This is a genomic window from Nostoc sp. (genome assembly GCF_036917415.1).
GTDB lineage: Bacteria > Cyanobacteriota > Cyanobacteriia > Cyanobacteriales > Nostocaceae > Nostoc.
On the sequence record NZ_JBALDJ010000087.1, the window covers coordinates 1 to 25,565 of the forward strand.

Annotated in this window: 17 protein-coding genes and 1 pseudogene; 7 read left to right on the forward strand and 11 right to left on the reverse strand. The window is 41.5% G+C overall.

The features are described 5' to 3' along the window. Window positions 1-231, forward strand: a pseudogene (locus tag V7K41_RS18975) (cell wall hydrolase); the annotation flags it as partial. Between the two features lie 358 nt (window positions 232-589). Here V7K41_RS18975 and V7K41_RS18980 read toward each other — a convergent pair. The 4 genes from V7K41_RS18980 to V7K41_RS18995 all read right to left on the reverse strand — a co-directional run bounded on the left by V7K41_RS18980 (window position 590) and on the right by V7K41_RS18995 (window position 5,561). After that, entirely contained in the window at window positions 590-1,183 is a 594-nt protein-coding gene (locus V7K41_RS18980; protein WP_334850608.1) for a putative molybdenum carrier protein, read from the reverse strand. A gap of 343 nt (window positions 1,184-1,526) precedes the next feature. Beyond that, on the reverse strand, window positions 1,527-3,371 hold the full coding sequence (locus V7K41_RS18985; RefSeq protein WP_334850610.1) for a tetratricopeptide repeat protein: 1,845 nt from the start codon (window positions 3,369-3,371) through the stop codon (window positions 1,527-1,529). Window positions 3,372-3,495: 124 nt separating this feature from the next. Then, window positions 3,496-4,266, reverse strand: a complete 771-nt coding sequence (locus tag V7K41_RS18990; RefSeq protein WP_334850612.1) for a WecB/TagA/CpsF family glycosyltransferase — start codon at window positions 4,264-4,266, stop codon at window positions 3,496-3,498. A 227-nt stretch (window positions 4,267-4,493) separates the two neighbouring features. Further along, a complete protein-coding gene (locus tag V7K41_RS18995; RefSeq protein WP_334850614.1) occupies window positions 4,494-5,561 on the reverse strand; it encodes a glycosyltransferase family 4 protein in 1,068 nt (355 codons plus the stop codon). Between the two features lie 812 nt (window positions 5,562-6,373). Between V7K41_RS18995 and V7K41_RS19000 the strand changes: the two genes are divergently transcribed. After that, on the forward strand, window positions 6,374-7,873 hold the full coding sequence (locus V7K41_RS19000) for an acyl--CoA ligase (RefSeq protein WP_334850615.1): 1,500 nt from the start codon (window positions 6,374-6,376) through the stop codon (window positions 7,871-7,873). Between the two features lie 173 nt (window positions 7,874-8,046). Here V7K41_RS19000 and V7K41_RS19005 read toward each other — a convergent pair whose 3' ends face one another. Beyond that, a complete protein-coding gene (locus tag V7K41_RS19005) occupies window positions 8,047-12,720 on the reverse strand; it encodes a GAF domain-containing protein (protein ID WP_334850616.1) in 4,674 nt (1,557 codons plus the stop codon). A gap of 245 nt (window positions 12,721-12,965) precedes the next feature. On the opposite strand from V7K41_RS19005, the gene V7K41_RS19010 reads away from it, so the two are divergent. The 5 genes from V7K41_RS19010 to V7K41_RS19030 all read left to right on the forward strand — a co-directional run bounded on the left by V7K41_RS19010 (window position 12,966) and on the right by V7K41_RS19030 (window position 18,000). Then, window positions 12,966-13,289: a YnfA family protein gene (locus tag V7K41_RS19010; RefSeq protein ID WP_104905135.1), complete on the forward strand. Its 324-nt coding sequence runs from the start codon at window positions 12,966-12,968 to the stop codon at window positions 13,287-13,289. Window positions 13,290-13,989: 700 nt separating this feature from the next. Beyond that, window positions 13,990-15,384 (forward strand): ammonium transporter, encoded by a 1,395-nt coding sequence (locus V7K41_RS19015; protein ID WP_442943222.1) that lies wholly within the window; start codon window positions 13,990-13,992, stop codon window positions 15,382-15,384. 134 nt (window positions 15,385-15,518) lie between these two features. Continuing rightward, the gene (locus V7K41_RS19020) at window positions 15,519-16,376 is read left to right on the forward strand and encodes an SGNH/GDSL hydrolase family protein (protein WP_334850620.1); all 858 of its coding nucleotides are present in this window, start codon (window positions 15,519-15,521) and stop codon (window positions 16,374-16,376) included. A 95-nt stretch (window positions 16,377-16,471) separates the two neighbouring features. Further along, window positions 16,472-17,680, forward strand: a complete 1,209-nt coding sequence (locus V7K41_RS19025) for a 4-hydroxy-3-methylbut-2-enyl diphosphate reductase (protein WP_334850622.1) — start codon at window positions 16,472-16,474, stop codon at window positions 17,678-17,680. Window positions 17,681-17,832: 152 nt separating this feature from the next. Next, window positions 17,833-18,000, forward strand: coding sequence for a hypothetical protein (locus tag V7K41_RS19030; protein ID WP_334850624.1), 168 nt, complete (start codon window positions 17,833-17,835; stop codon window positions 17,998-18,000). A 103-nt stretch (window positions 18,001-18,103) separates the two neighbouring features. Here V7K41_RS19030 and V7K41_RS19035 read toward each other — a convergent pair whose 3' ends face one another. The 6 genes from V7K41_RS19035 to V7K41_RS19060 all read right to left on the reverse strand — a co-directional run bounded on the left by V7K41_RS19035 (window position 18,104) and on the right by V7K41_RS19060 (window position 25,508). Then, window positions 18,104-18,256 (reverse strand): lmo0937 family membrane protein, encoded by a 153-nt coding sequence (locus tag V7K41_RS19035; RefSeq protein ID WP_334850626.1) that lies wholly within the window; start codon window positions 18,254-18,256, stop codon window positions 18,104-18,106. Between the two features lie 191 nt (window positions 18,257-18,447). Beyond that, window positions 18,448-18,906, reverse strand: a complete 459-nt coding sequence (locus V7K41_RS19040; RefSeq protein ID WP_334850628.1) for a cupin domain-containing protein — start codon at window positions 18,904-18,906, stop codon at window positions 18,448-18,450. A 238-nt stretch (window positions 18,907-19,144) separates the two neighbouring features. Then, complete coding sequence (locus V7K41_RS19045) at window positions 19,145-21,541, reverse strand: glycoside hydrolase family 15 protein (protein WP_334850630.1); 2,397 nt, start codon at window positions 21,539-21,541, stop codon at window positions 19,145-19,147. 73 nt (window positions 21,542-21,614) lie between these two features. Continuing rightward, window positions 21,615-22,553 carry a cation diffusion facilitator family transporter gene (locus V7K41_RS19050; RefSeq protein ID WP_334850632.1) on the reverse strand — a complete coding sequence of 313 codons (939 nt, stop codon included), beginning with the start codon at window positions 22,551-22,553 and terminating at the stop codon, window positions 21,615-21,617. A 15-nt stretch (window positions 22,554-22,568) separates the two neighbouring features. Continuing rightward, entirely contained in the window at window positions 22,569-24,689 is a 2,121-nt protein-coding gene (locus V7K41_RS19055; RefSeq protein WP_334850633.1) for an amylo-alpha-1,6-glucosidase, read from the reverse strand. A gap of 6 nt (window positions 24,690-24,695) precedes the next feature. Continuing rightward, window positions 24,696-25,508 (reverse strand): SDR family oxidoreductase, encoded by an 813-nt coding sequence (locus V7K41_RS19060; protein WP_334850635.1) that lies wholly within the window; start codon window positions 25,506-25,508, stop codon window positions 24,696-24,698. Between the last annotated feature and the right edge of the window lie 57 nt (window positions 25,509-25,565).

The window sequence follows — 25,565 nt, forward strand, 5'->3', positions numbered from 1 at the left end:
TCTTTTCCAAGTGCCAGAATTGGAGTTAGGGCACACGTCCAACATTTGAAAGCTTACGCTAGTTTAGAACCTTTGGTACAAGAAGTAGTAGATCCAAGGTTTCGCTTTGTCACACGCGGGATTGCGCCATTAATCGATCAGCTATCAGGGCGGTGGTCAGCAGATTTAGATTATGGTACGAAGATTTCAGCAATGCTCAAACGATTATATGAATCAGCAGGACTTCTTTGAGTATTGAGTAACTGAAAAGCGGTCTAAGAATTCGGTTGGAGCAATCTGCCGAAAAGTCGGCTATGGCTCTACTTGAGAGTACAATAGACTCATGAAATTTCAGTGGGATGCAAACAAAGCAGTTAGTAATGCCGAAAAGCATAGTGTGTCTTTTGAAGAAGCTGTTACGGTTTTTCAACTACATAGTGAAAACAAATTTCTTAACTAGAGTAATGATGTTATCAAAAAAACTACGGTAATTCAATCGGTTTAAAGATATTTTTATGACAATGAAACTACCACAATTCATTTAAATAAGCAAGCTCAATATGGAGTTCTGCTAAAAAAATATACTGGGGAAAGTTTTATCTCTTTCTTTTTACGACTCCAAGAGCTGCTTAAGAACATATCGGGCACGGTTATAAATAACACCTGGTCGTGAGCTTTCTCGTGGACCAGCAACATTCAAAATGCGAATGTTGTGTTTCTGAATCCAACTCCAGAAACGAGCAGCGTCATTTCCACTAAACGACAGCGCGTTAATAATGAGGACGGGGCGATCGTACTTATGCGCTAGGTCAGCCGTAAGCTTTGTTCCTCCTTCAAGCGATCCATACGCTAGGACAAGCGTCCCGTCTGAATCTCGAACGTTCCACTCGGTACGTAATGCGTAGTCTGTACTCGTTGTCTCTTGAAGCGGGTATACAGGTGGTATCTTTCCATCCTCTGCAAGCCGCCCCTTTGGACACCATCCACGAACTGGTAACAAAAGTGACAAAGCTGTATCGAGCGCAGCTCTGTCAACTCCTGTCTGACCTCCGGTTACAACCCAAAGCCGTTGATGAGACAATATTGACTCTCCTTTCTCGGATTGTGTGGCGATCAAAAGTGCGTAGTTTACCGCCGTAGGCATCGCTTTACCCTGCATAAGTCCTCCAACGATGAGCAATGCAAGTACAATGCCTCCGCTCATAATGACGTTGTTAACTTCCATGAGTAATAACTTTCGTTTCACGTTTGATCGCGACCTTTAATGACAAATAATTCTATTTTCAATATCTGACTGTTATACGGAATGCACCTGCATTATCAGAGAAAAACACAAGTGGCAATGACCGCGAATGGATTTTATTGTGACTGCGATCGCCACTTACTTTTAGTTCTTCCGAGGCTTGTTTTAAAGCCTCATAGTAGTCTCTTGCATTTTTTGATGGTGAATGTGGTGAAATAACAGCTTCATTAACTATAAAAGTTAGCCACCCGTCTTGCTTCTCTTTTCAAACTTGGGAGCAGTTAAACCTGAATGCTTATCTTTCTTACATATCTTGCTGATATTCTTCTAACAATTGTGGAATGTGATCGTACCCATCCACACCAATAACCGCAATAATTTTCGGGCGATGTTGCTGTAAGAACTTTTGGAAAGCTTTTACCCCGATTTGTCCTTGTAAAATTGTCAGTAACCCTGCTGCTTGCCGCCACTCATTAGAAGCAATTTGCTCCAAAAGATACATTCCCAAGCAACCTGTATAAACAGTTTTTTCCGAATTTTGCAGATGATAATAAGCTTCTGCCAAATAAGCTAAGTTCCGCCCTTGGAGATACAAATCACCGGAAACTTGCGCTGTTTTAAAACCATCTTCAAGATATTTAATTGCAGTTTGGTGTTCTCCAATTACTAAATAGGCAATTCCTAAGCTGCTGACACATAAGGCTTTGCTTTGAAGATCGCCTAATTTTTCTGATAATTTTAAACCTTGTTCCAAATAGTTAATTGCAGCTTCATAGGTTTCGGGTTCTAGGTTTTCCAATTCCTGAGCTTGCATGACTTCGCTGTAACCTAAATTTACCAGCGCGTTTGCTTCTCCTGTTCTATCGCCTGCTTGCCGACTCAGTATTAATGCCCGTTGACTGTAGTTAATTGCCTCAGCATAATTTTGCTGTTGCACGTAGGTACGGCTGAGGTGATTGAGATTGGCAATTTCACAGGCGCGATCGCCTGCATTCCTAGCTATCTCTAACGCCTGCTGATGAAAATCAATGGAGCGCTGGTATTGTCCCAAAGCACGCTGGGAATAGCCTAAAAGGGTCAAAATTCGCGCCTTTTCTTGAGTTCCCTCGCCTTGTCGTAGCGGTTCATCCAAATAATCTAGGGCATCTCGTAAATAAGTGCCAGTAAAAGAGGCAAAAATCCCACCGTAAAAGGGAAAATACGGACGCTGGGCAAAGGTTCGCAAAATCTGGAGCATGATTTGAGAACAGGCATCGCTGTATATTGTGCCAATGCTCCTAAAACCACTTGCTAACTGACTCCAAATCACTGCAAAGGTCAAAAAAGTGGAAATGGACAACTTTGGCCCCGCTTTCACATCGTAAGCTTGTTGGTCAAACCAGTTAATTAATCCCCGTTGCAAGTACTGTAAAATCAATGCCATTTCCACCCAATCTCTCAGGGTAATCCCCCTTTGTCGCTCGGCAAACTCTATTGCAGATTCTTCCCTAGCCAAGGTGCGAAGCAGTGCTTGGGGTAACTCACTATTAAGTTGTTTCGCCCAACTTGCCCAAGGGCCGCGTTCTCCTGGTACACCGCCAAACCCCAGAGATTCTTTTTGCTCGTACATCCAACTGAGCAAGTTGTCTTGCAATCGCTGCCAAGAAGCTAAACCACGGGTAATCCCTTCAGAAAATTGTTGTAAATCAGCATCTGCCTGAGCAAATTGCTGCAATGCCTTTGACAACTGCTGTAACTGTTGTAAATTTAGCGGATACTTCTGATTGGGGTCAGTAACTCGGATAAATGTCGCTAGACGCTCGGCAGCAGGGGCTGTGGTGATTTCTGTAACTGCGGAGGCGATCGCTTCTGTGGCTTTGTTTTGCTCTTGCCAGCGTTGCCATTGACTTTGAATCGTCTTAACGGCTCTCAAACTGCGAGTCACCTTGGCTTTCTTGAGTTCGTCTTTTTCACTATCTACTTGGCTTTGGAAGGTAGTCAGGCGATCGCTCAAAGCTAGCTCAAAGACTTCCCCTGTACCGGAAGTAATTCCTTTGAGCAGCATTTGATACACCTGTTCTACAGAGCTAATTTTGCCCTTGAGGGTGGTTTCGACAATTTCATCGATTAAGGCAAGATAGCGATCGCTTAATGGCAGAGAGTCTGGCACTTTGGCTACTAGAAGAATGTCACATCAATTCTAATTCTAGTCTTGGCAGCAGAGGTAGGGGAAACAATTTGCCACTTTTGGGCAGTCATGGTTATAACAAATGCAAAATTTAGAACAAATTTATTTAGCGATTTGTTATCATTCCTTGAGCGATTCGCTTTTTAACTACGCGATAAAAAAATAATGGAATGCCTACAATATAACGGTCTGCTAGACGAGTAGGTTCAGTAATTAAGCGTGTTAACCACTCCAGACCATTATCAGTCAGCCAACGCGGCCCGCGATATATAGAGTCAGTATAAAAATCTAGACAAGCACCCAAAGGTAAAAATACAGTAGTTTCAATTTTATTGAAGTTATCTAAAATCCAGCGTTCCTGTAACGGCATACCAAAACCAATATATAAAATATCTGGTTGGAATTTATTAATTTTTTCTATTACCAAATCATTCTCTTTTCCTGATTTTTCAAAATAACCATGATGTCCCTGTAGGCGTAAATTAGGCGCAATCGATCCTAACTTAGTAATTGCCTTATCCACTACACCAGGTTTTCCAGCTAGCAAAAATAAAGAAAGATTTTCTGTCTCACACTTTAATGCTAAATCTTCTATGTAATCTGGTGCTGTCATTCGATGTGCAGATTGCATTGAATAACCATTGAATCTAGCTCCTACCATTACACCAAATCCGTCACAAAATACTAAATCAGCCTTATTCAAAAAATCTCGATACCAAGATTTTTCATAAGCAAAATTCATGGCTCTGATATTCACATGTCCTACAACTGTCTTTTTTTGGTTTTTTGCTGCTTCTATTAAATAATCAACTAATTCGTGTACTTGAACTTTATGGAATCTTGTATCAAACAACTTTACTTCAGGAAAAGTTTTCATTTTTGCACCTCCCTTATTTATTAGCCAGTATACCAAGTTTAGAATAATGCGAACAACAAAAGAATAATACTTTTATCGCTCATTGACTTTTCCTAATATTAAATCCATACCTTTTCAACGCCTATTATCCTTATACAGAATGAATTACGTCGTTTGTAAGTTCGGTATTTAATACATATTTAATACATAGTGTAAGTCACTTCAAACTATTTTCATCAAGATGTCTCTTAATTGATAACTGCTGTATAGATGGATCTTAAACATGTAAGATAACTGTTTATGTCTAAGTTTTTAACTCTGGCTCGTGCATTACTTCCCAAAGATATTCTCAGATTTTCGTCTGCAATTAAAGATTGCATTGCCTCTGACAATTGTTGAATATTCCCCGGATTAACTAATAAACCATTCTGATTTTGAGTAACTAATTCGGGTATTCCTCCTACTGCGGTAGTGATAACTGCCAAACCCCAACTCATTGCTTCTAGTAGTGCCATAGGCAGACCTTCGTTGTAGGAAGGTAACACAAAGACATCAGCTTTAGTTAAAAGATCGTCACGTTTTTCTTTATCTACCCAATCAAGAATAGTGATGTAGTCAATAAGATTTAGAGTTGGGATCAAACTACGAGCTTGTTCTACATCTCCATCTCCCGCTATAACTAACTTGGCTTGGCTTTGTTGAGCAACAGGCATAGAAGCAAATGCTTTAATTAAATCAAAAGCACCTTTGCGCTCACCAATGCGCCCTAAAAATAAGAAAAATATCTGTTTGGAATCTATTCGCTGTGGAATTTGGGCGGGAATTTTTACTGGGTTAGGGAGAACAATAACTTGCTCTGACTTCAAGCCCAGATTTTCAATGTAGAATTTTTTCCAGCTATCTGATAAAACAATGAAACGGGTACATTTACAAAACGACCAACTTAGCCACTGCTTAAGCCATTGAGGTAGTTTAGAGTAAAACAAATGAAAATCAGCACTATGAGTATGAATAATTACTGGTTTTTGAAATAGCCAACCAATAAGACTAGTGATTGAATGACGAAAAGCGCTACCTCTATCTGAAACATGAATGTGAATTAGGTCAGTCTTTTGGTTTAATAAGTTCCAAAACAACTCACCTATTGCCTGCAAAAACACTAACACTTTATGGATAGCAGAACCATTCGGTAAAGTAGCAATATGTTTAATTTGAATATCAGAGGTAGTTTCTTCAAGAATGAGCTTTTCCACAGAAACTATTCCACCTTGGCGCTCCAAGCTTTCGCCCAACATAGTAATTTTTATGGGACTCATAATTGCTATTAATCTGTTTTAGAAATTGAGTAGATGGCTATTTCTATAAACTATTATAAGAACAAATTTCTTATAATAGTTTATATCCAAAGGTTTACTCCAAGGGCATTTTGATAGTTAATGCTACTAACTCTTAAAATGCCCGATCGCAGTTCCACAAATTTATTCAATGTACGCTTTACTGATTTTACAGGATTACTGCGAAAAAAAATTCTGCCATAGGAAGTGTTATGAGGATAAGGATGTTTGAAAAGTATTGTTTTTAATAAGAAAATATTATAAATTTAACCCTTTTTTTATATGAGGGTATGGTGGTTTCAAAGCACCTTACGAGTGTGGGAGGTTTAGAGAGGGGGTCTTTAGTAGACTTTTTGCAGCTTTTTAACCATCTACTTAAACAATCCGAACTTTTAGAACTTTGTAAAGTATATCATGTATCACGTCCAAATCAAACATAATCTCCGATAAACTATCGATAAAACTTAAACGATTTCTACATTGAAAACCGTAGTTTTTGGAATGATGGTAAAGTTCAAAATACAAGCTAAAATTCAATAATCTCCTATTATTCAAAACTCTAGGTTTCAAAATAGATAGGGTTTAACTCAGAAAGTAGCCATTATAAAGGGGGTACACAAGGATACATGGAAAACTTCTTCCCTTGATTCCCCTGAACCCTGTGTTTGCAAAGCTTTGACCATAGTAGAAGTTACAGGTTTGGTAACTTCTTTATGATTTCCCTGCTTTTTCCAGCTAGAACGGCACAATTTTTTGTTTAGCTAAATCATAATATTTACAGTTCGGAAAAACCAATGAATTTATTTGAGCTTTTAGTAGGGGAAGACAATCATCCAGCCCTAGTTACACCTGATGGGCGATCGCTAACCTATAAGCAATTGCGCGAGAATGTTATTGGACTAGTATCTCAACTCAACAGCTTTGGATTGAAACGGGGAGAACGCATTGCCATTGCCATGACTAACGGTTCACCAATGGCGATTACCTTTTTGGCTGCTGCCATCTGTGGCACTGCTGCACCCTTAAATCCGAAATACAAACAAGAAGAATTTGCCTTTTACTACCAAGATACCCAAGCAAAAGCACTGATTACATTGTCTGAAAGATCGGAAGCAGCCATTGCTAGTGTCACACCCGATATGATGCTGATTAATGCCAAGGTAAATACTGACGGCACATTAAGCTTTGAATTAGTCAAAACAGGCTCACAACCAGCAGAACCAGCGAATCCCGTAGCCCCCAACGCTGATGATATAGCGATGATTCTCCACACTAGCGGCACTACCAGTCGTCCCAAGCGCGTGCCGATTCGTCATCGTAACTTAATCGCTTCAGCCAGCAACCTGATTAGTGCTTACTCACTTACAGCAGCTGATACTACACTATGCCTAATGCCCCTATTCCATGTTCACGGATTGGTGGGCTGTTTGCTGGCAACTCTGGCTTCGGGCGGTACATTAGTTTGTCCTAATGGTTTTAATGCCTTGGAGTTTTGGAAACTGGTAGATACCTACAAACCTACCTGGTACTCCGCAGCACCAACCATGCACCAGACAATTTTGGCACGCGCTAGCCGCAACCCAGAAATTGTCAAAGCTAACCGCTTTCGTTTCATTCGCTCTAGTAGCGCTTCTTTGCCACCGATTATCATTGAACAGCTAGAGGCAACTCTGAATGCTCCTGTGGTGGAATCTTACAGCATGACTGAAGCATCTCACTTAATGACCACCAATCCCCTACCGCCAAAAGTCAGGAAACCAGGTACTGTCGGTTATGGCTTCGGTGTAGAAGTGGGGATTATGGATGAAGGCAACCTGTTATCTAAGGGAAGCTTGGGCGAGGTGGTGGTAAAAGCACCCAATGTTATAGATGGCTACGAAAACAATCCAGAAGCTAACGCCACAGCTTTTGTAAACGGTTGGTTCCGCACGGGGGATCAGGGTACAGTTGATGCAGACGGCTACCTCCATTTGACTGGACGGATTAAAGAATTGATTAACCGGGGTGGGGAAAAAATTTCTCCTTTAGAAGTAGATGATGTCTTGCTGCGCCATCCCGCCGTCACCGAAGCCTTAGCCTTTGCTGTCCCCCACAAATCTTTAGGAGAAGATATCCACGCGGCTGTGGTTCTGAAAGCAGAAGCTGGCGAAAAAGAACTTTTAGCTCACTGTGCAACTATGCTGGCAGACTTCAAAGTTCCCAAGCAAATTCACATTTTAGATCGACTACCTCGTGGTGCTACCGGGAAACTGCAACGGTTGGCGATGGCGAAATTGCTGAAGATAGGGGAGTAGCTCCAACTTTGCTCAGTTACCCTACAGTAAGCAAGCTACAGTCTGGGTTTTTAGACTCTACAATACGCTGCACATTAACGTTTTTTTCACAAGATGCTACGTGTTGCCGGAGCCTTTGGCAGAGAAGATGGTTCGATAAATTAAGCTTTTTAGCAATTTTTGCGTAAGTACTACTATAAAACTTTATTTTTGATTAAAAAGTATTGAATGCAGTTGACAAATCCTTCTAATTCTAAAATTAAATTAGTAGTACCTTTAAGGTTTCGATCGTTAGCTAGTTGTTCTAGTTTGTCAGTTGCTAAGTACATAGCTGTGGCTCCAATGTTGGCACTAGCACCTTTAAGGTGATGAGTTTCTCGCGCTATTTGCCCAAAGTCATCAGCTGCGATCGCTGCTTTAATTATCTCTAAACGGGGTTTAATATCTTCAACGCATATTTGCAATAGATTTAATTCAAATTCTCGATCGTTTCCCGATATCTGATGCAAGTGTTCCCAATCAATTGCTAAGTCAGTGGAAACTGTCTGTTCATAGACAACTCCTTCTTGTTGGGAAACGATCGCACCTATCCAATGCTCTAAAGTCTCAGCCAATTTTTCTTTAAATACTGGCTTACTCAAATAGTCGTCCATTCCGGCATTTAGACACGTTTGTTCGTCTTCTTTCATCACATTAGCTGTCATCGCAATCACCACAGGACGATGACCTAATGCAAAAGCATCTTCTTGCCAACGATGAATTTCTTTTGTGGTTTCCAAACCGTCGAGAATTGGCATTTGGCAATCCATTAAAATCAAATCGTAAGGAATTTTTTCTAATAGTTGCAAAACTTCCTTTCCATTGGCAACGACATCGGCTTTATAGCCCAAACTCTCAAGTTGCTTTAGGGCTACTTTTTGATTCACCAAATTATCTTCGGCTAAGAGAATTCTTAACTTGGATTTAGTAAAGGAGTTAGAGGAAGAAGTCATAATACCTGAAGTTTGTGTACTCGGAATTTCTTCTGTAGCCTCTAGCCTCCTGCCTCTAAACCCTTGTTCTGATTCCGGCTGAGTTTCTAAAATATTTTTGATGGTATCAAGGAGTCGTGATGGCTTAATGGGTTTGAATAAATAAGCAGCAAATCCGATTTTGAGCGCCTGTTGTACTTCATCCCGTTGATTAGTAGAGGCGAGCAGAATCAAAGGTATCTCAGCAATTGCAGAATTGGCTTGAATTTGTTCTTTTATTGTTATGTTATTTGTTTGGGGTATTTGCAGATCAACCAAGGCAACATGATATGATTTCCCCTGCTCGCTAGCTTGCTGAATAACTTTAACGGCCGCAGCAATACTGTCAGTTCGATCTACCTCTATTCCCCAATGAGTAGCTTGATGGGAGATAATTTTATAATTAGTTGCGTTGTTATCCACTACCAATAAGCGGCAATTTTGCAAAAGTCCGCGTTCGCTTTTAGCGTTGGCAAAGCCATCGCATTTTGGCTCAACAGGCTCAACTTGTTTGGTAAAAAGCACCTCAAACCAAAACTTAGATCCTTTGTCCATCTGACTTTCTACCCCAATCACTCCTCCCATCAAAGTTACAAGTTGTTTACAGATGGCTAATCCCAAACCGGTACCACCATACTTGCGAGTGGTCGAAGCATCCACTTGGGTAAATGGTGTAAAGAGTTTACGTTGGTCTTCAGGGCTAATGCCAAGACCTGTATCTGTAATGGCAAAATGGATGGTGGCTGTAGTCGGAGAAAACGTACGCAATTCAGCTTGTACTAATACTTCGCCAGCGCTGGTAAATTTGATCGCGTTGCTGATTAAGTTCATCAAAATTTGCCGCAGCCTACCAGTATCTCCTTTGAGTTGGGTGGGAACGTTGCGATCGATCAGTGCGGCAATTTCTAATCCCTTGTTATGGGCTGAGGGAGCCAACAATTCCACCACTTCTTCCACACAAGTGGATAGGTCAAAATCGAGAGTTTCGAGAGCCATCTCTCCAGCTTCAAGTTTGGAAAGATCCAAAATCTCGTTGATTAAACTTAAAAGAGCGTCTCCACTACTCCGAATTATTTCAATAAAATCTCGCTGTTCTGGGTCTAAGGGAGTATCTAACACCAAACTGGTCATCCCCAATACAGCGTTCATCGGCGTGCGAATCTCATGACTGATATTTGCCAAAAAGGCACTTTTTGTCTGAGAAGCTAATTCGGCTTGGCGACGGGCAATTTCAAGTTCTTGTCGCTGAAGAGTTTCTGCTGCTAATAGTTGGGCTTGGGTTAAAGCAATACCTACTTGGTCGGCTATTTGCCGCAAAAGATCGGTTTCAAAGCTAGACCAGTGGTGGGAATCGTCACACTGATGAACTATGAGCAAACCGCGAAGTTCTTCTTTAACAAGAATCGGTACAACTAAATTGACTTTTACCCCAAACTGTTGCATTAATTCCAGATGGCTTTGTTCAACTTCCAGAAGATCCAAGTTATCCAGTCCGAAAATCTTTCCTTGACGGTACTGCTGTAGATAGTACTGTTGGAGATATTCTGCTTCAAAGTAGGGGGCGGTGTTGTTTTGCTCTTTGATTGCTGGTAAGCCAGAAACTACTGCTTCAACAACGGTGTTTGCAGACTGATCTGGCAAAAGCTGATAGATTAAAACTCGGTCAGTCTGGAGAATCTTTTGTACCTCTTCTGCAGTGATTTGGAGAATTTCTTCGATGTCCAAAGACTGACGAATCTTCAGGGTGATTTCGGTAAATAATTGCGATCGCAAATTTTGGCGTTGTATTTCTTCTTCAGCCTGTTTACGCTGGATAAATTGCCCCACTTGCTCACCGATAGAATTCATCGCTTTTACTAAATCTTCGTCAAGCGGCTGGATTTCCCGGTTGAAGCAGGTAATGACACCGAGGATTTTGTTACCACTGCGGATCGGAAAACCAAAAGCTGCGTGTAGTCCTACTTGAGCAGCTATTTTGAAGTTAGGGAAATTAATATCTTTAGCGATATCAGCGATCCAAACCGATTCAGAACTAGCCCAAACCCGTCCAGGTAATCCAATTCCGGGTGCAAAGGTGGTTTGCCGCTTCAGTATTTCAAACTCTTGCATCTCAAGGGATGCTTTATGCCAGATATCGAGAAAGCGTAGCACATTTGCTTGCTCATCTATCATCCAAATTTCACCCAAATCCCATGCCAAACTCTCACAGATTCCTTGCAATATTTGGCGAGTAACTTCGCTAATTGTGGCGGACTCAGCTAAAACGCGGGTTGCAGCATATTGTGCTGTCAGATGCTGTTGTGTTCGTTTGGCATCGGTAATGTCAATGCCAGTGCCAACAATGTATTCAACACAGCCCTGATAGTCTTTTAAGATGGTATTCGACCAGGCAATCAGCCGCCGACTACCATCTTTCATTACCCAATAATTTTCGTACTCATTGAGGAATTGACCAGATTGCATCTGCTTGAAAACTGCTTTGACTGGCTCCACCTCTTCAGGAATAAGGAACAAGTTCCAGCAATACCTACCCCTCACCTCATCAAAGGAGTAACCAGTTATTTGCTCACAGGCTTGATTGAAACGAACAATTTGTCCTTGAGAATCGAGAACTATTACCAACGCACTGACTGTATCAAGGACTGCTGAGATAAAGTTGCGTTCTTGATTTAAGGTTTCTTCTGTCCTCTTCCGCTCAATAACCTCACCATAGATCGAGTAGTAGACTACAGCAAGAACGATAAAACTTAGGCAAATAGCGATCGCCAGTGTCAGAATTGTGTTCCGAGTCCAAGTCTTTGCTGCTTGTGACTGCTGTCGGATTCGTTCCCTGGACTCGTTTTCCATCTCAGCGATCGCCTTGCGGATATCATCCATGCGATTTTGTCGATCGTTTCTCAGTAGTACTTGCAACGCCGCTTCTAATCCCTTGTTCTGGCGCAAGTTGATAGTCTGTTTTAGTTCAGTAAGTTTAGCTGTTATCAGAAATTCAAGCTTTGCAATCTGCTTTTGTTGATTCGGTTGATCTACTGTTAAATTCTTCAGCTTGGCAATTTCTCGATCGACGTTACCAAGTGCTGTTTGATACGATTTTAGATAAAGTTTTTCTCCAGTAAAGATGTAGCTACTTTGTCCAGTCTCAGCATCCTTTATCTGAGACAGTATTTCTTCTAGGCTATTAAGTTTTTTATAAGTGTTTTTTACTATATTGCGATTACTAGTAAATAGTGTTGTATTTTGATAAGAAACCACCCCAATCAGAACTAAAATTACCGACGACAAACCAAAACTTGCGGCAATCTTTTTGAAAAATTGCTTGCATACCATCTGTGCCTGTTTACCTTTCTTGGTAACAAGTACCAAACTTGCTAAATTTCGGCGCAATTCCAGTTGCTTAATGACTTGACGGCCTAAAGTTCGTAATGCCTCTATTTGTTCTGGATTAAGTTCTCGTGGTACGTAGTCAATTACACATAGGGTTCCGAGGGCGTATCCTTCAAGGTTCGTGAGAGGTACACCAGCATAAAACCGAATATTTGGATCGGATATCACCAGTGGATTTGTAGCGAACCGTTCGTCATCTCTTGCATCAGGCACGACCAGAATATCAGGCTGGAGGATGGCATGGGCACAGAATGCAAAATCTCGGTGTGTTTCTAGGGCATCCAAACCGACTCTTGACTTAAACCATTGGCGATTTGTATCAATCAGACTAATTAAGGCAATAGGAGTCTGACAAATATACGAGGCTAAACGAGTCAGATCGTCAAAGGCGGCTTCCGATGGCGTATCGAGAATCTTATACTGCAAAAGTGTCTCAATTCTCTGTGCTTCGTTATCAGGTAATGGTGCTTTCATGCTTGAGCCTTATCTACATTCTGGATCGGGAGTGGAGGGATAAGGGAGCAGGAGAGCACAGAGCAGAGAAACAGAGGAGAAGTTGCAGTAAGTTTTCCCCCCTGCCCCTCTGCCCCTTTGCACATCTGCCTCTTGTGCCCCATGCCCAATTTGGTCAACAAACTTACCTTTAATTAATGACAATAGTTTACTTAAAAGCGTTAGCGTAATTTTACTGAGTTCTCTGTTGTAAAATAATCAGTCAAATGATTAAGTCTCTGCTGTATTTTTTGTGGGCTGGTTTATTTGAAATTGGGGGTGGCTACTTAATCTGGTTGTGGTTGCGCGAAGGTAAGCCGTTCTGGTGGGGCATATTGGGGGGAATTGCTTTAGCTTTTTATGGGGTTCTTGCAACTTTCCAATCGGCAAATTTTGGCAGAGTATATGCGGCTTACGGCGGCGTATTTATCGCAATGGCAATGCTTTGGGGTTGGAAGGTAGACGGGGTAACTCCAGACCGCTACGACTTAATCGGAGTATGTTTAGCCTTAGTCAGTGTTTTAATTATCATGTTTGCTCCCAGAAGTTAAGTAAAATTTCTATATTATTTTTTTTGACCAATAACTTTTATATTGTTCCCTTTGAAACAGATAATAATCTCACGCAAAATTACAAAAGTTTTTTCGCAACTAACCTGTCAAAAGCAAGCATCTAGATATCTACGTGTTTATGCGGAAAATATAAAGAAAACTCATTATGCAGTATTTTGCAACTACATGAGGTATACTTATCCCCAACCCTTACGCTACTTGCTTCTCCCTTCTCTAGAAAATGCCTTGCGATCGCGCGGGTTAGGGTATTTCTGTACCTGACATTAGTGTAGCCTCTGTCTTTAACACGCTGTTCGCGTTCGTAGAGAAGTTTAAATCTGCTGTATATTTTGTGTAAATTCTCTGAAAATACTGGTGATACTTGACAATAATTTTAAATTATTACCAGTATTTTGCTTTGTAACAGTAGGTAAATAAAAATTTGGAATTTTGTCAGGCTTGAATAAGATACTATTCTTCTATTCTTCAAAAAATAAAGATGCAATGTAATAATTGCGTATTTATACGCTAATTTAAATCTTGGCAACTACAATCCGGTTTATATTTTTGTTAACATCTCAAGAAAATTCAGGTTAAGTAACTTTCAAGACAAAAATGTGTCAATAAAAGTAATCAAATGTAGTTAAGGATACAAATCATTGGTGCTTAGGAAGAAAAAAAAGTGTTGAAGAAAGTTGTGATGATTGGAGCTATCACCCTACTATTTTTAGGAGGGCCGTTGATGAGCAATGCTTTTGCCCAAACCCCAACTGCTGCCCCGCCTACTGCTGATACTGGAGACACAGCATTTATGCTGATTTCAGCAGCACTTGTGCTGCTAATGACACCAGGATTAGCGTTTTTCTATGGTGGATTTGTGCGATCGCGCAATATCCTAAACACATTGATGATGAGCTTTGTGTTAATGGCGATCGTTGGAGTTACCTGGATTTTGTGGGGCTATAGTCTTGCCTTTGCACCAGGTTTACCGTTCATCGGTGGATTGCAATGGTTCGGGTTGAATGGTGTCGGGTTAGAGATAACAGATTATCTCAAAGGGTCAAACCCGCCGGAAGTCGTATCTTATGCCGGAACCATACCCCATCAGGCATTCATGATCTACCAAGCCATGTTTGCCATTATCACCCCAGCCTTAATTTCTGGAGCGATCGTTGAGCGGATGAGTTTCCGCGCCTATTCGCTGTTTGTGCTACTGTGGTCAACCTTTGTTTACGCCCCCTTAGCCCACATGGTCTGGGCGAAAGGTGGATTTTTAGGTTTGTACGGTGGTTTGGGTGCCCTCGACTTTGCCGGTGGCACAGTAGTTCATATCAGTTCTGGGGTTTCTGCCCTAGTAGCAGCGATCGTCCTTGGGCCTCGGAAAACCCATCCCGATCGTCTTAGCCCGCCGCATAACGTTCCGTTTATTTTACTGGGTGCTGCCTTGCTGTGGTTTGGCTGGTTCGGTTTCAACGCTGGAAGTGCCTTATCTGCTGCCAGTGGAACTTCTGGTAATGTAGTCACAAATTTAGCAACAACAGCCTTTGTTGCCACTAATACAGCGGCGGCGGCGGCGGCTTTAATGTGGCTAATTTTGGAAAGCGTTTTACGAGGTAAACCAACCGCCGTGGGAGCGGCGACAGGAGCCGTTGCTGGTTTGGTGGGTATCACTCCCGCCGCCGGATTTGTCACACCGCTATCAGCGATTTTAGTTGGTTTCATCACCGCCTTTGTTTGCTTCTATGCTGTAAGTTACAAGCATAAGCTGCAAATTGACGATGCTTTAGATACCTATCCTGTGCATGGCGTTGGCGGTACAGTAGGGGCAATTTTAACGGCCATTTTTGCCACGACTCAAGTCAACGGAGGAGGTAAAGACGGAGTACTGCGTGGTAATTTGGGTGAATTGGGAGTTGAACTAGTAGCAATTGGCGTTGCTTATGTAATCGCAGGTGTTGGTACGTGGATTATTCTCAAAGTTATCGATGCTACAGTCGGGCTGCGAGTCAAAGAGGAAGCAGAATTGCAAGGTTTGGATATCAACGAACATGGGGAAGAAGGTTACAACTCCGAGTTTGGCGATCGTCCTACTTAGTAATGAGTGCTGAGTACTGAGTGCTGAGTGCTGAGTAAAATCTTACTCAATCCCCAATGCCCAATTTAAGATTGTGTAATTTGCGATCGCTAGCGTTAAAATTTGATTCAAATAATTGGTAAATTTCGCTAGTCGTGTCTACATCTGCAAAAACCTTTCCTATCTGGGCATTTTTCTCGCTGTTAACCAACGGCATCCTCATGTTGGCGGTCATCCTGCTAATTTGGCAACAGCAGAGATTGGCCGCTTTTTTTGGGATAGTAACATCCCCAGAGCCAATTAATCTGAACAGCTCACCGCAAATTGCTACACCTGATTTAGGTCGCCGTCATCAACTCACTTATCAAGAGTGGGTAAACATCCTCAAGCAAGAAGCCAAGGTCGCCGCTGACCAACGTCCTCCGCATTTAACCATTCTGGCGGGAGATTCTCTGAGTTTGTGGTTTCCCCCTGAGTTATTACCCGAAGGTAAAAATTGGCTAAATCAAGGAATTTCTGGCGAAACCAGCAATGGATTATTGAAAAGATTAAAAATATTTGACCGCACCCAGCCAGAGGTGATTTTTGTGATGATTGGCATTAATGACCTAATTCGGGGGATGAGCAATGGGGAAATTTTAGATAATCAGCGGCAAATTATTAATTACCTACAAAAGATGCATCCCACAACGCAAATTGTTGTCCAATCGATTTTACCACATAGCGCAGAAGAAGCAACTTGGAAAGGACGAGATAAACTTCTGGCAGTTGCCAATAGTCGCATTCGCGAGTTGAATCGGCAACTGCAAAGCATATCCACCAAAAAAGGTGTCAAATATCTCGATTTACATCCCCTGTTTACCAATAAGCAAGGAAATCTCCGCCGCGAATTTACTACTGATGGCTTACACTTAAGTCCTGAAGGTTATATGGTTTGGCGTTCTGCATTGCAGATTTATAGCGAGATTGAATTAAAATCCCAGCGTCAACGTCCTGCGCGAGAAAAAGGTTAAAGCCCAAAAAGAAGTAATATCTTTGAAGATAACTCTGTATCAATCGCGTCTAGGCGCGAGAAAATAAGCAATAGTGGTTTAAATAGAAAAATCTCATGGATACAAAAGCTTTTAAGCGCAGCCTCCAACATTCAGAAAATTACAATCGCAAGGGCTTTGGTCATCAAGCAGAAGTTGCCACCCAGTTGCAATCTGAGTATCAGAGTAACTTGATTCAGGAAATTCGCGATCGCAATTACACTCTACAACGGGGTAATGTGACAATCCGACTAGCACAAGCCTTTGGCTTCTGCTGGGGTGTAGAAAGGGCTGTAGCCATGGCCTACGAAACTCGTCAGCACTTCCCCACAGAACATATCTGGATTACTAACGAGATTATCCACAACCCTTCTGTAAATCAGCGGATGCAGGAGATGGAAGTAGAATTCATCCCCATTGAAGGAAAGAATAAGGACTTTTCTGTTGTTGGAATTGGTGATGTAGTCATATTACCCGCTTTTGGGGCTAGCGTTCAAGAAATGCAGATACTTCACGATAAAGGCTGCAAAATTGTTGATACTACTTGTCCTTGGGTATCTAAAGTTTGGAATACAGTAGAAAAGCACAAAAAAATTGATTATACATCAATAATTCACGGTAAATATAAGCATGAAGAAACAGTTGCGACTAGTTCTTTTGCTGGCAAGTATTTAATTGTGTTGAATTTGCAAGAAGCAGCTTATGTTGCTGACTATATTATTAATGGTGGGAACCGTGAAGAATTTCTGACAAAATTTGCGAAAGCTTGTTCAGCAGGATTCGATCCCGATCGCGATTTAGAAAGAGTTGGCATTGCTAACCAAACTACCATGCTTAAAGGCGAAACTGAGCAAATCGGCAAACTTTTTGAGCGGACTATGTTACAGAAGTATGGCCCCACTGAGTTAAATCAGCATTTCCAAAGCTTCAACACCATTTGTGATGCCACTCAAGAACGGCAAGATGCCATGCTGGAATTAGTGGAACATAATTTAGATTTGATGGTAGTAATTGGTGGGTTTAATTCCTCGAATACTACTCAGTTGCAACAAATTGCCTTTGAGCGAGGAATTCCTTCTTATCATATTGATACTGTTGAACGCCTTAAATCAGCATATTCTATTGAACATCGGCAATTAAATGGACAGTTAATAACTACAGAAAACTGGTTGCCAGATGGAGAAATTGTTGTGGGAATTACTTCTGGTGCTTCTACGCCAGATAAGGTGGTAGAAAATGTGATTGAGAAGATTTTTACATTAAAAGCAACAGCAGCGCTGGTTTAACAGTTCTCAGAGGGACTTGCAAATAAAAAATATCCAGTTACTTCTTGTGGGGTGGGCATCTTGCCCGCCTTACAAAAATTATCGATTTCATTATTGGCGAAATACCACACCAATATTAGTTATCAGTAACTAATCTTCAGTGTTCGAGTAATTTGAAAAACTTGCTAGCTTCTGCTGAGGAAATCGCTGCCAGGTGTCAAAGGCTGGCAGCAGATATAAATACAGGACGCATTACTGAGATTGTCAAAAAGTATGAAAACGATTACGGAGATTATTTGTTTATAATTGCCGATAAAGTCGAGCTAAAGGGTGAAAGATAATGAGGAGGTACAAGAATCCCACCCTTAACCTCCTCCCAAAAGCAAGGAAGGGACTATCGGGACTATGATGTACCTTACTATGATTAGGAAACGCTATATTTATTCACACATCACGCGCTTTGAAAAAATTATAGATAGCAAGACCAATGGCTATAAGCAACACTGCGTGAATTAGATTTCCGGCAATATGAAGTGTCAGTCCTAATGCCCAAAAGGCAACTAGTAGAACAACAATACCCCAAAGTATACTAAACATATATTTGTTCTGAATCAAATCAGCTTTAATTTGTTCAAATATTTTACTCCCTATCTTCACTTTTATTCTATTTGCCCTAAGAAAGATTACTTTACCCCATAACTCAAAGTGACTTGGTATGCTTAATCTTTTGTTACTATTTAATTAGATAAAGCTAGCGCCTCTGGGCTGTCAGTTAACTGCCCCCATCATTACCTCAAGCGACAGGATTGCTCTATAGCCGGAGTCTCCTCAAGTTGCACCATTATCAGAACAGCAGGTGCATCGCCTACTGTTCCAGATAAGTGACCTTTATGACCTTGCGCGTCTGCTTTTGTATTCTGATCTTCTCCAAATGAAATTTCGCCAGGGCCCATCTCGACTCGCTGTCCGTCCATAGTCTCCACAAACCAGCGTCCCGACAGTGGAATTATCCACTGGGGCTTCGGGTTCTCATGCCAGTTGCCAACCCATCCCACGGGTAGCACAGTAAAGGTGATTGTAGCACCGGACTGTTTCAACTTAGAAAGCCACTGCGGTGAAGTATCTGGGGCTATACCTTTTTCAATAAAGTCCTCAATTTGACAACGAGACTGGTGACTTATGCCGTCGTGGTCAATCCAGACGTGCCAGTAGTCAATTGTTGGTTTATTTGATGAGTTGTTCTGCATAAAAATGGCTCTTTTTTCTTGTGTGAGTAAGGACTTTAGTCCTTATTTTCTAAGTACTAAAGTGCTTACAGCAGTTTGCAACAAGCGTGAGGTACAAAACCGAGGACTCAAAAATTAAATTATTCTTCTCCCTCCAGCATAGCTGCCTCCTGCCTCCTGCCTCAAAACTAGTGACTTTGTACTTCATCCAAACGAAAACTGCTGTATTACAAACTCTGAAAACTTACAATAATTACTACTAATCAACTGCAACTGTATAATTGCGTTCTTCCCATTTACTGCTTTCAATCCAGAAAAAGGTAAAGCTGATTGGATGTTGCTGGTTATCAGAAACAGAAATATCTACAAAATTCACTCCTAACTTTGTGGAAGTAGAAAGCGTATCTTGTGTGGTTTGCCAATTATTATCTGACCAGTGCAATTGAAAAGATGCTAAAGCGTCAATTCGCAATGTCTGACCTTTTTTTACTTGGCTGATTTGTCGTTTAAACTTCCAAATTTCCAATGATTTACACTGCTTTCTTTCGCCTAGATAGCGATTTGCCACCTCTGGAATAAAATCAAACACCTGTCCGTCATGAGTTGACCGTAGCAGCTTGATATACTCTGCGTGTGCCCACATTAAAGGCATGGCTGAACCTGTTGGTTTTCCTAAAGACATATAGACATCAGGTATATCTGCCTCATCCCAAACCTGTTCTGGTAGCAAACAAGTGTCTGAAGCAAATCCTTCCATCGCTTTGATATATGTTTTGACATCGCCGTTAGCAGCTAGTTCATAATGTCCTCGTTCTCCTGCTAAGAGAGGCCAAGCGCGTCCCTTACCCGAACCGACATAAGGATTTCCGTCTTTTTGCTGACCGTAGCCGTCGTGGTTGTAACGATGCCAACAAGGTCCAACGGGTGTATCTACTTTTAAAACTTCATCAATTACTTTGACAGAATCAACAATAATCGGGTCATCTGGTTTACGAATTCCATAGCGTACTAATTGGAGAAATCCGCCATCGACAATTTCCTTGGCCGGAAATTCTGCTGGTTCACCAGCTGGCTGACTGGTGATGAAAAGAGTTCCTTGGTTAGGATTTCCGTCGGCTTGAGGATTATTAATATCTGAGGGAGTAATTCGGATATAATGCTGTTTAATTCCAGGAACTAAAGTTCCTTCAGTAGTAACTGTCCAAGCTTCGATGTGAGATTCTAAAAAATCTGCGTATTCTTCTATAAACTTTGCTGTTGCTTCATCTCCACGTTGACGAACAAATTGAGCAGCACAGATTAAGGCGGCAATATTGGATGCTAGTGTTGATGGTGAATAACCACTGTTTTCTTCCCAGCGTTCTTGTTGGGTAACTGGACCGTGACGAATTAAATAACCCGCCGCCCGCAGAACCATCGGATAAATATCGAATTTTAAACAAGTCTTCTGCTGGTGCAATAACCATGCTAACAGAATCGGAAATGCCACCTCATCTAGTTGAATACCTTTCCAGTAAGGTTTACCATCAACCCAGAAATTTTGGGCAAAACCGCCATCTTCCTCCTGACTAGTGGCGAGATAAATTAGCGATCGCACTGCTGTTTCTGTTTCACCTGCAGCTACTAAACCTGATGCACTGCTTACCATATCCCGCGTCCAGACAAGGTGATATCCGCCTTCGTCTTGGTCGTTTTTGGCTTCACCCCAAGGGATCGCAAGGGATGCAATTAAAGCACCTGGATAGGCTTTGTCTTCATGTGCTAACAACAAACTAATGCTGTTGTGATACAACTTTCCATCATTGTATGAAACATCTTCTAGGGGTCGGATATTGCGGCGCGATCGCTTCCACTGTTCGTTGTATTGCTGCTTCTGTTGTTCAAAAGGAATATTGAGCGATTGAAATAGTGTAGAAATTGCATTGTGCTGGTTTGTACCAAATGCCAGTCCTAAAGTAAACTCTTTAGTGCAATCTAGATTTAGTTTTCCAGTCAGAGCCAGGTTGCCATCCACTGCACTGTCAAACTCCCAATCCATCTGGAAATTATCAGCTAAATCTGTCCAGCCATCACTTTTACCGACGTAACCACAGGAAAGGCGGGTAAAGGGAACTGTTGCACCCAGCGCTAGCCATGTTCCTTGTTTCTCGGCGATCAGAATACGATGCCCAGCAACCTCTATAGCGTAACCATTATTACCCATACCTCCAACTTCTAGATGCGGGGCACACAAAGCATATAAATGCAGTTGGGAGATAAAATCGTCCTCTCCTGTTAATTTTGTGTGCTGTAAGATACAGGATAAATGCGGGTCGGCAATCACTTCCTTGATTACGGCATAACGTCCTTGGGGATCGGAATTAGTGATACGGTATCCTAAACCATGAGTCCACATCGGTTCCACTTTCGATTCGAGATGGCGTTTCTCTTCGTGGAAAAAGCTTTTATCATCAGAAATTAGATACTGCAAATCTCGAATTTGCGGTCTATCTACTGTAGGATGGTAGACTTCAGTAACAACACCGCTCCAGATAGTAAACCAAACGCGACTAGAGGTAGAGTAAGCTGTTCCGACTCCATCTTTATTCGCTTGAGTCCATCGAGGTTCAATACCTGGCGAGCCAAAAGCTTCTGCTTGACCAATAATCTTTACCATACTGTTTTGTTGTACCGATAAGCTTTGAATATTTTTGGAAAATTCTATATTTGATATTTATCTAATTAAAAATTTATTGAGAATTTTGCGAAAATTTGCTAGCAGCAGTTAAGGATTTTGCTTCAATAAAAATTTGTTTTATTTCAGGATGCTTTTGACGAATTTTTACTTCTAAATTTTCTACTGTTAATGCGATTTCCTCACCTGTCAGATTTTTAGAAAATTGAATTTCTAAGTTTAGTAATACTTCCTGGGGAGCAAGCTGCATTGTTAATACACGTACAACTTCTTGCACTCCTGGTTCTGTTTTTGACAAAGAACGGATATTGGTTATAGTTTGAGGATTAGCACTTTCACCAAGTAATAACCCTTTACTTTCTCTCGCTAGTACTACTGCTACTATCGCCAAGATAATGCCAATAATAATCGAGGCAATGCCATCAAAATAAACATTATTAAATAGATGTCCTAAGAAGATTCCGATTAAGGCAACGAATAAACCTAAAATTGCCGCAGAATCCTCAAATAATATTGTAATTACTGTGGGATCTTTACTGTTTTTGATTGCTTGCCAGAAATTTTGTCTACCCTTGGTCGGCAAAAACTCTTTTAAAGCTACAGTCCAAGAATAACCCTCCAATAATATTGCCATACCTAACACAATATAATTCCACATTGGGTTTTCTAAAGGGCTAGGTTTAATTAAATGAGTGATTCCTTCATAAATTGACATACCGCCGCCAAGGGCAAAGATCAGGATAGCAACGATGAAAGTCCAGAAATAAAGTTCTTGACCGTAACCAAAGGGATGGCTATCATCTGCTGGCTTTTGGCTTCTGCGAATTCCTAGCAAAAGTACCAGTTGATCGCCAGTATCTACCACCGAATGAATCCCTTCAGATATCATGGCGGAACTGCCAGTAATGGAGGCAGCAATAAATTTTGTAATAGCGATCGCTAAGTTAGCGCCCATCGCTGCAAATATAGTTTTATGAGATGAATTAGATGCCATGAGAGTAAATAATAATTATGCAGAAACTTCTAATTCACCATCCAGATGGGTAACTTCCCATTTGGTTTGTTCGCCATCGCGCCAAAAGCGTAATCCCACCGTAGCGTCTCCTATAGACAAATTTGTGAGTTCTAAATCGGGTAAGAAATCTGGTAGATTCGGCTGTACTTTTAACTGTTGTTTTGAAGCATCAGCTTTGAGTCCTAAAATGGTACGAATGAGTAAGAAAATTGAACCAGCAGCCCAAGCTTGGGCTATATTAGCATCTGGATAGGGAACTGGAAAGTTATCATCTTGGCGTTCAATTCCCGCAAACAATTCTGGCATTCGCCCAGCTTGAAAATAACTAGCAGCAGCAAAAATCCCCTCAGCAATGCGGTTAGCTTCTTGGTAATAGCCATACTTTTTTAATCCAGCCGCAACGATCGAGTTATCATGAGGCCAAACACTACCCCGTTGATAACTAATCGGATTATATGCCGGATTTTCAGATGAAAGAGTCCGCACACCCCATCCACACCACATATCTGGTTGAAAAAGTCGGTTAACAAGTTTTTTTGCTCGTTCCTGTGGTACGATACCAGACCAGAGCAGATGACCAGGATTTGAGGTAATTGATTGAATTTGTTGCTTTTTATCGTCTAATCCTAAACAGTAAAAGCCAACTGAATCCATCCAAAAGCGATCGTTAAATCGTTGATAAAGTTCTTCTGCTTTTTGACGCAGCTTTTTGGCTTGCTCTTTTTCGCCCCACACTTCATAAATTAAGGCTGCTCTTTGCCAAGCGTCATAAACGTAACCTTGTACTTCACACAAAGCGATTGGCGGCTCAACTAACTGGCCATTTGGGTAAACTATTGCGTCACCCGAATCTTTCCAACCTTGATTGCGTAATCCTTTTGACGAACGAGTTAAATACTCAACAAAGCCATCCCCGTCAAAGTCGCCGTATTTGTCAATCCAATTTAGTGCTTTTTCCAGTGGCGCTCGACACTCTTCAAGCATACTGACATCGGCGTTCCAGTTATAGGCTTCAGCTAAAGTAACAATCCAAAGGATGGTAGTATCTACTGTTCCGTAGTAGGGATGATATGGAAGGAGGTTTAGTGTAGTTAACTCATCGCGCCGCAGTTCATGCAGCATTTTGCCCGGTTGGGCATCGTGCCAATCATCCAACTCAGTTGCCTGGAGTTGAGCCAGTTTCAGTAACGTGCCACGAGCAAATTCATGATAGACTGCGATCGCTTGCAAACTCGCAGTTATTGAGTCGCGTCCAAAAACGGCAACAAACCAGGGAATCCCAGCAGCAGGCATCCAAAATTGATGCCCATTGTCATATACCTCAATCCGCAGCGCTCCCATATCCACGATCGCTTGCTGATAATATTCGGCAATTTCAGCATTGGACGATCGCAACTTTGTTGCATTAATCAGAAACTCATCCCTAACTTTTCCAGCTTTTGTATTGTGAGGTACAGCGCAGGTGTCTTGAGGTTTGAAGACATTTTCATTGGCTAGGGCTGTAAAATTGATACAAGTGTGCCATGTCTTGCCAGAAGCAATGGTAACATCAAACATTAAACGACCATTGGCATAGCGTGGCTCAGAACTAGTACAAACTGGCTCAATCACAATACCTCGTAAGAAAGAGCCGTTTCGATATTCAGTAGTGAGTACACCATTTTCCCATCTAGTTTCTGTCTCTCCCCGTGTCAATATTTGCTGTGATTTGACATCAAAAATATCTGCAAAATCAGAGCGCACAGCTAGCATTAATTGAAACTTAACAGTCTCGCTGTAATAATTAGTTATATCAATATCTTCATGCATACCTTCCACAATGTCGCGCCGAACCGTTACAAGCAAACTACCAGGAGGTAAAGTGCCGTTGATAATAGGAAGTTGCGGGTTAGTGAATTGGTAAAGCGCATTATGATGGGTGATATTGCTAGAAGCTAGCAGTGAAAGTGGGTGGCGATTGAGAGAAATTTCGTAGTAAGAAATTAGGCGTGTATCCCAAACAAAAAAACCTTGAGGTAAGTTTTCGTCGATAGAACTATCACTAGCTGTTACTAGAAAAGAAGAACCATCGTTGATGGTTATCAAACCAGGATTGACAGTAACTTTTGTCGGCATTGTCAATTAACCATTCTCTGTAAAACCTGGATACAAGGTCATACCACCGTCTACAAACAGTGTTGTACCATAAACATAATCAGAGTCATCAGAAGCTAACCAAACTGCTGCTTTGGCGATGTCTTCTACATCTCCGACACGTTTGGCTGGAATCAGTTTTAGTAAATTCGCTTCTGCTTCTGGAGTATCCCAAGCTGATTTATTAATGGGAGTTTTGATTGCACCAGGAGCAATACTATTGACACGAATTTTATGAGGTGCAAGTTCTTGAGCAATACTTTGCATCATCATATTTATACCGCCTTTACTCGCGGCATAATTAACATGACCCGCCCAAGGAATTACCTGATGCACTGAACTGATACAAATAATCTTACCTGCGGCAGATGAAATATCAGGCTGTACACCTCGGCGCAAAAATTCCTTTGCAGCTTCCCGCGCACACAAGAATTGTCCTGTCAGGTTCACCCCAATAACTCTATTCCATTGGTCAAGGGTCATATCTACAAACGGTGAATCTTTTTGAAGACCGGCATTGTTTACCAAAATGTCAATAGTGCCGAATTGCTCGATCGTCTGGCTGAACATCGCCTTTATTTCGTCTTCTTTGCTGACATCAGCTTGAATCGCAAATGCTTCACCATTAGCCGCTTTGATCTCATCAACAAGTTTTTGAGCTGACTCAGCTTCCGAATGATAATTGACGGCTACTGCTGCACCTGAGAAAGCTAAATAGCGAGCGATCGCTTCACCAATGCCAGAACTAGCACCTGTCACAAGTGCTTTTTGACCTTTGAGCAGGTAAGGAGAATAGCTCATAATGCTTTTGATATTTTTAAAGCTTGTATTGGTTGTGAGTTTCTGAATATTTGGAAG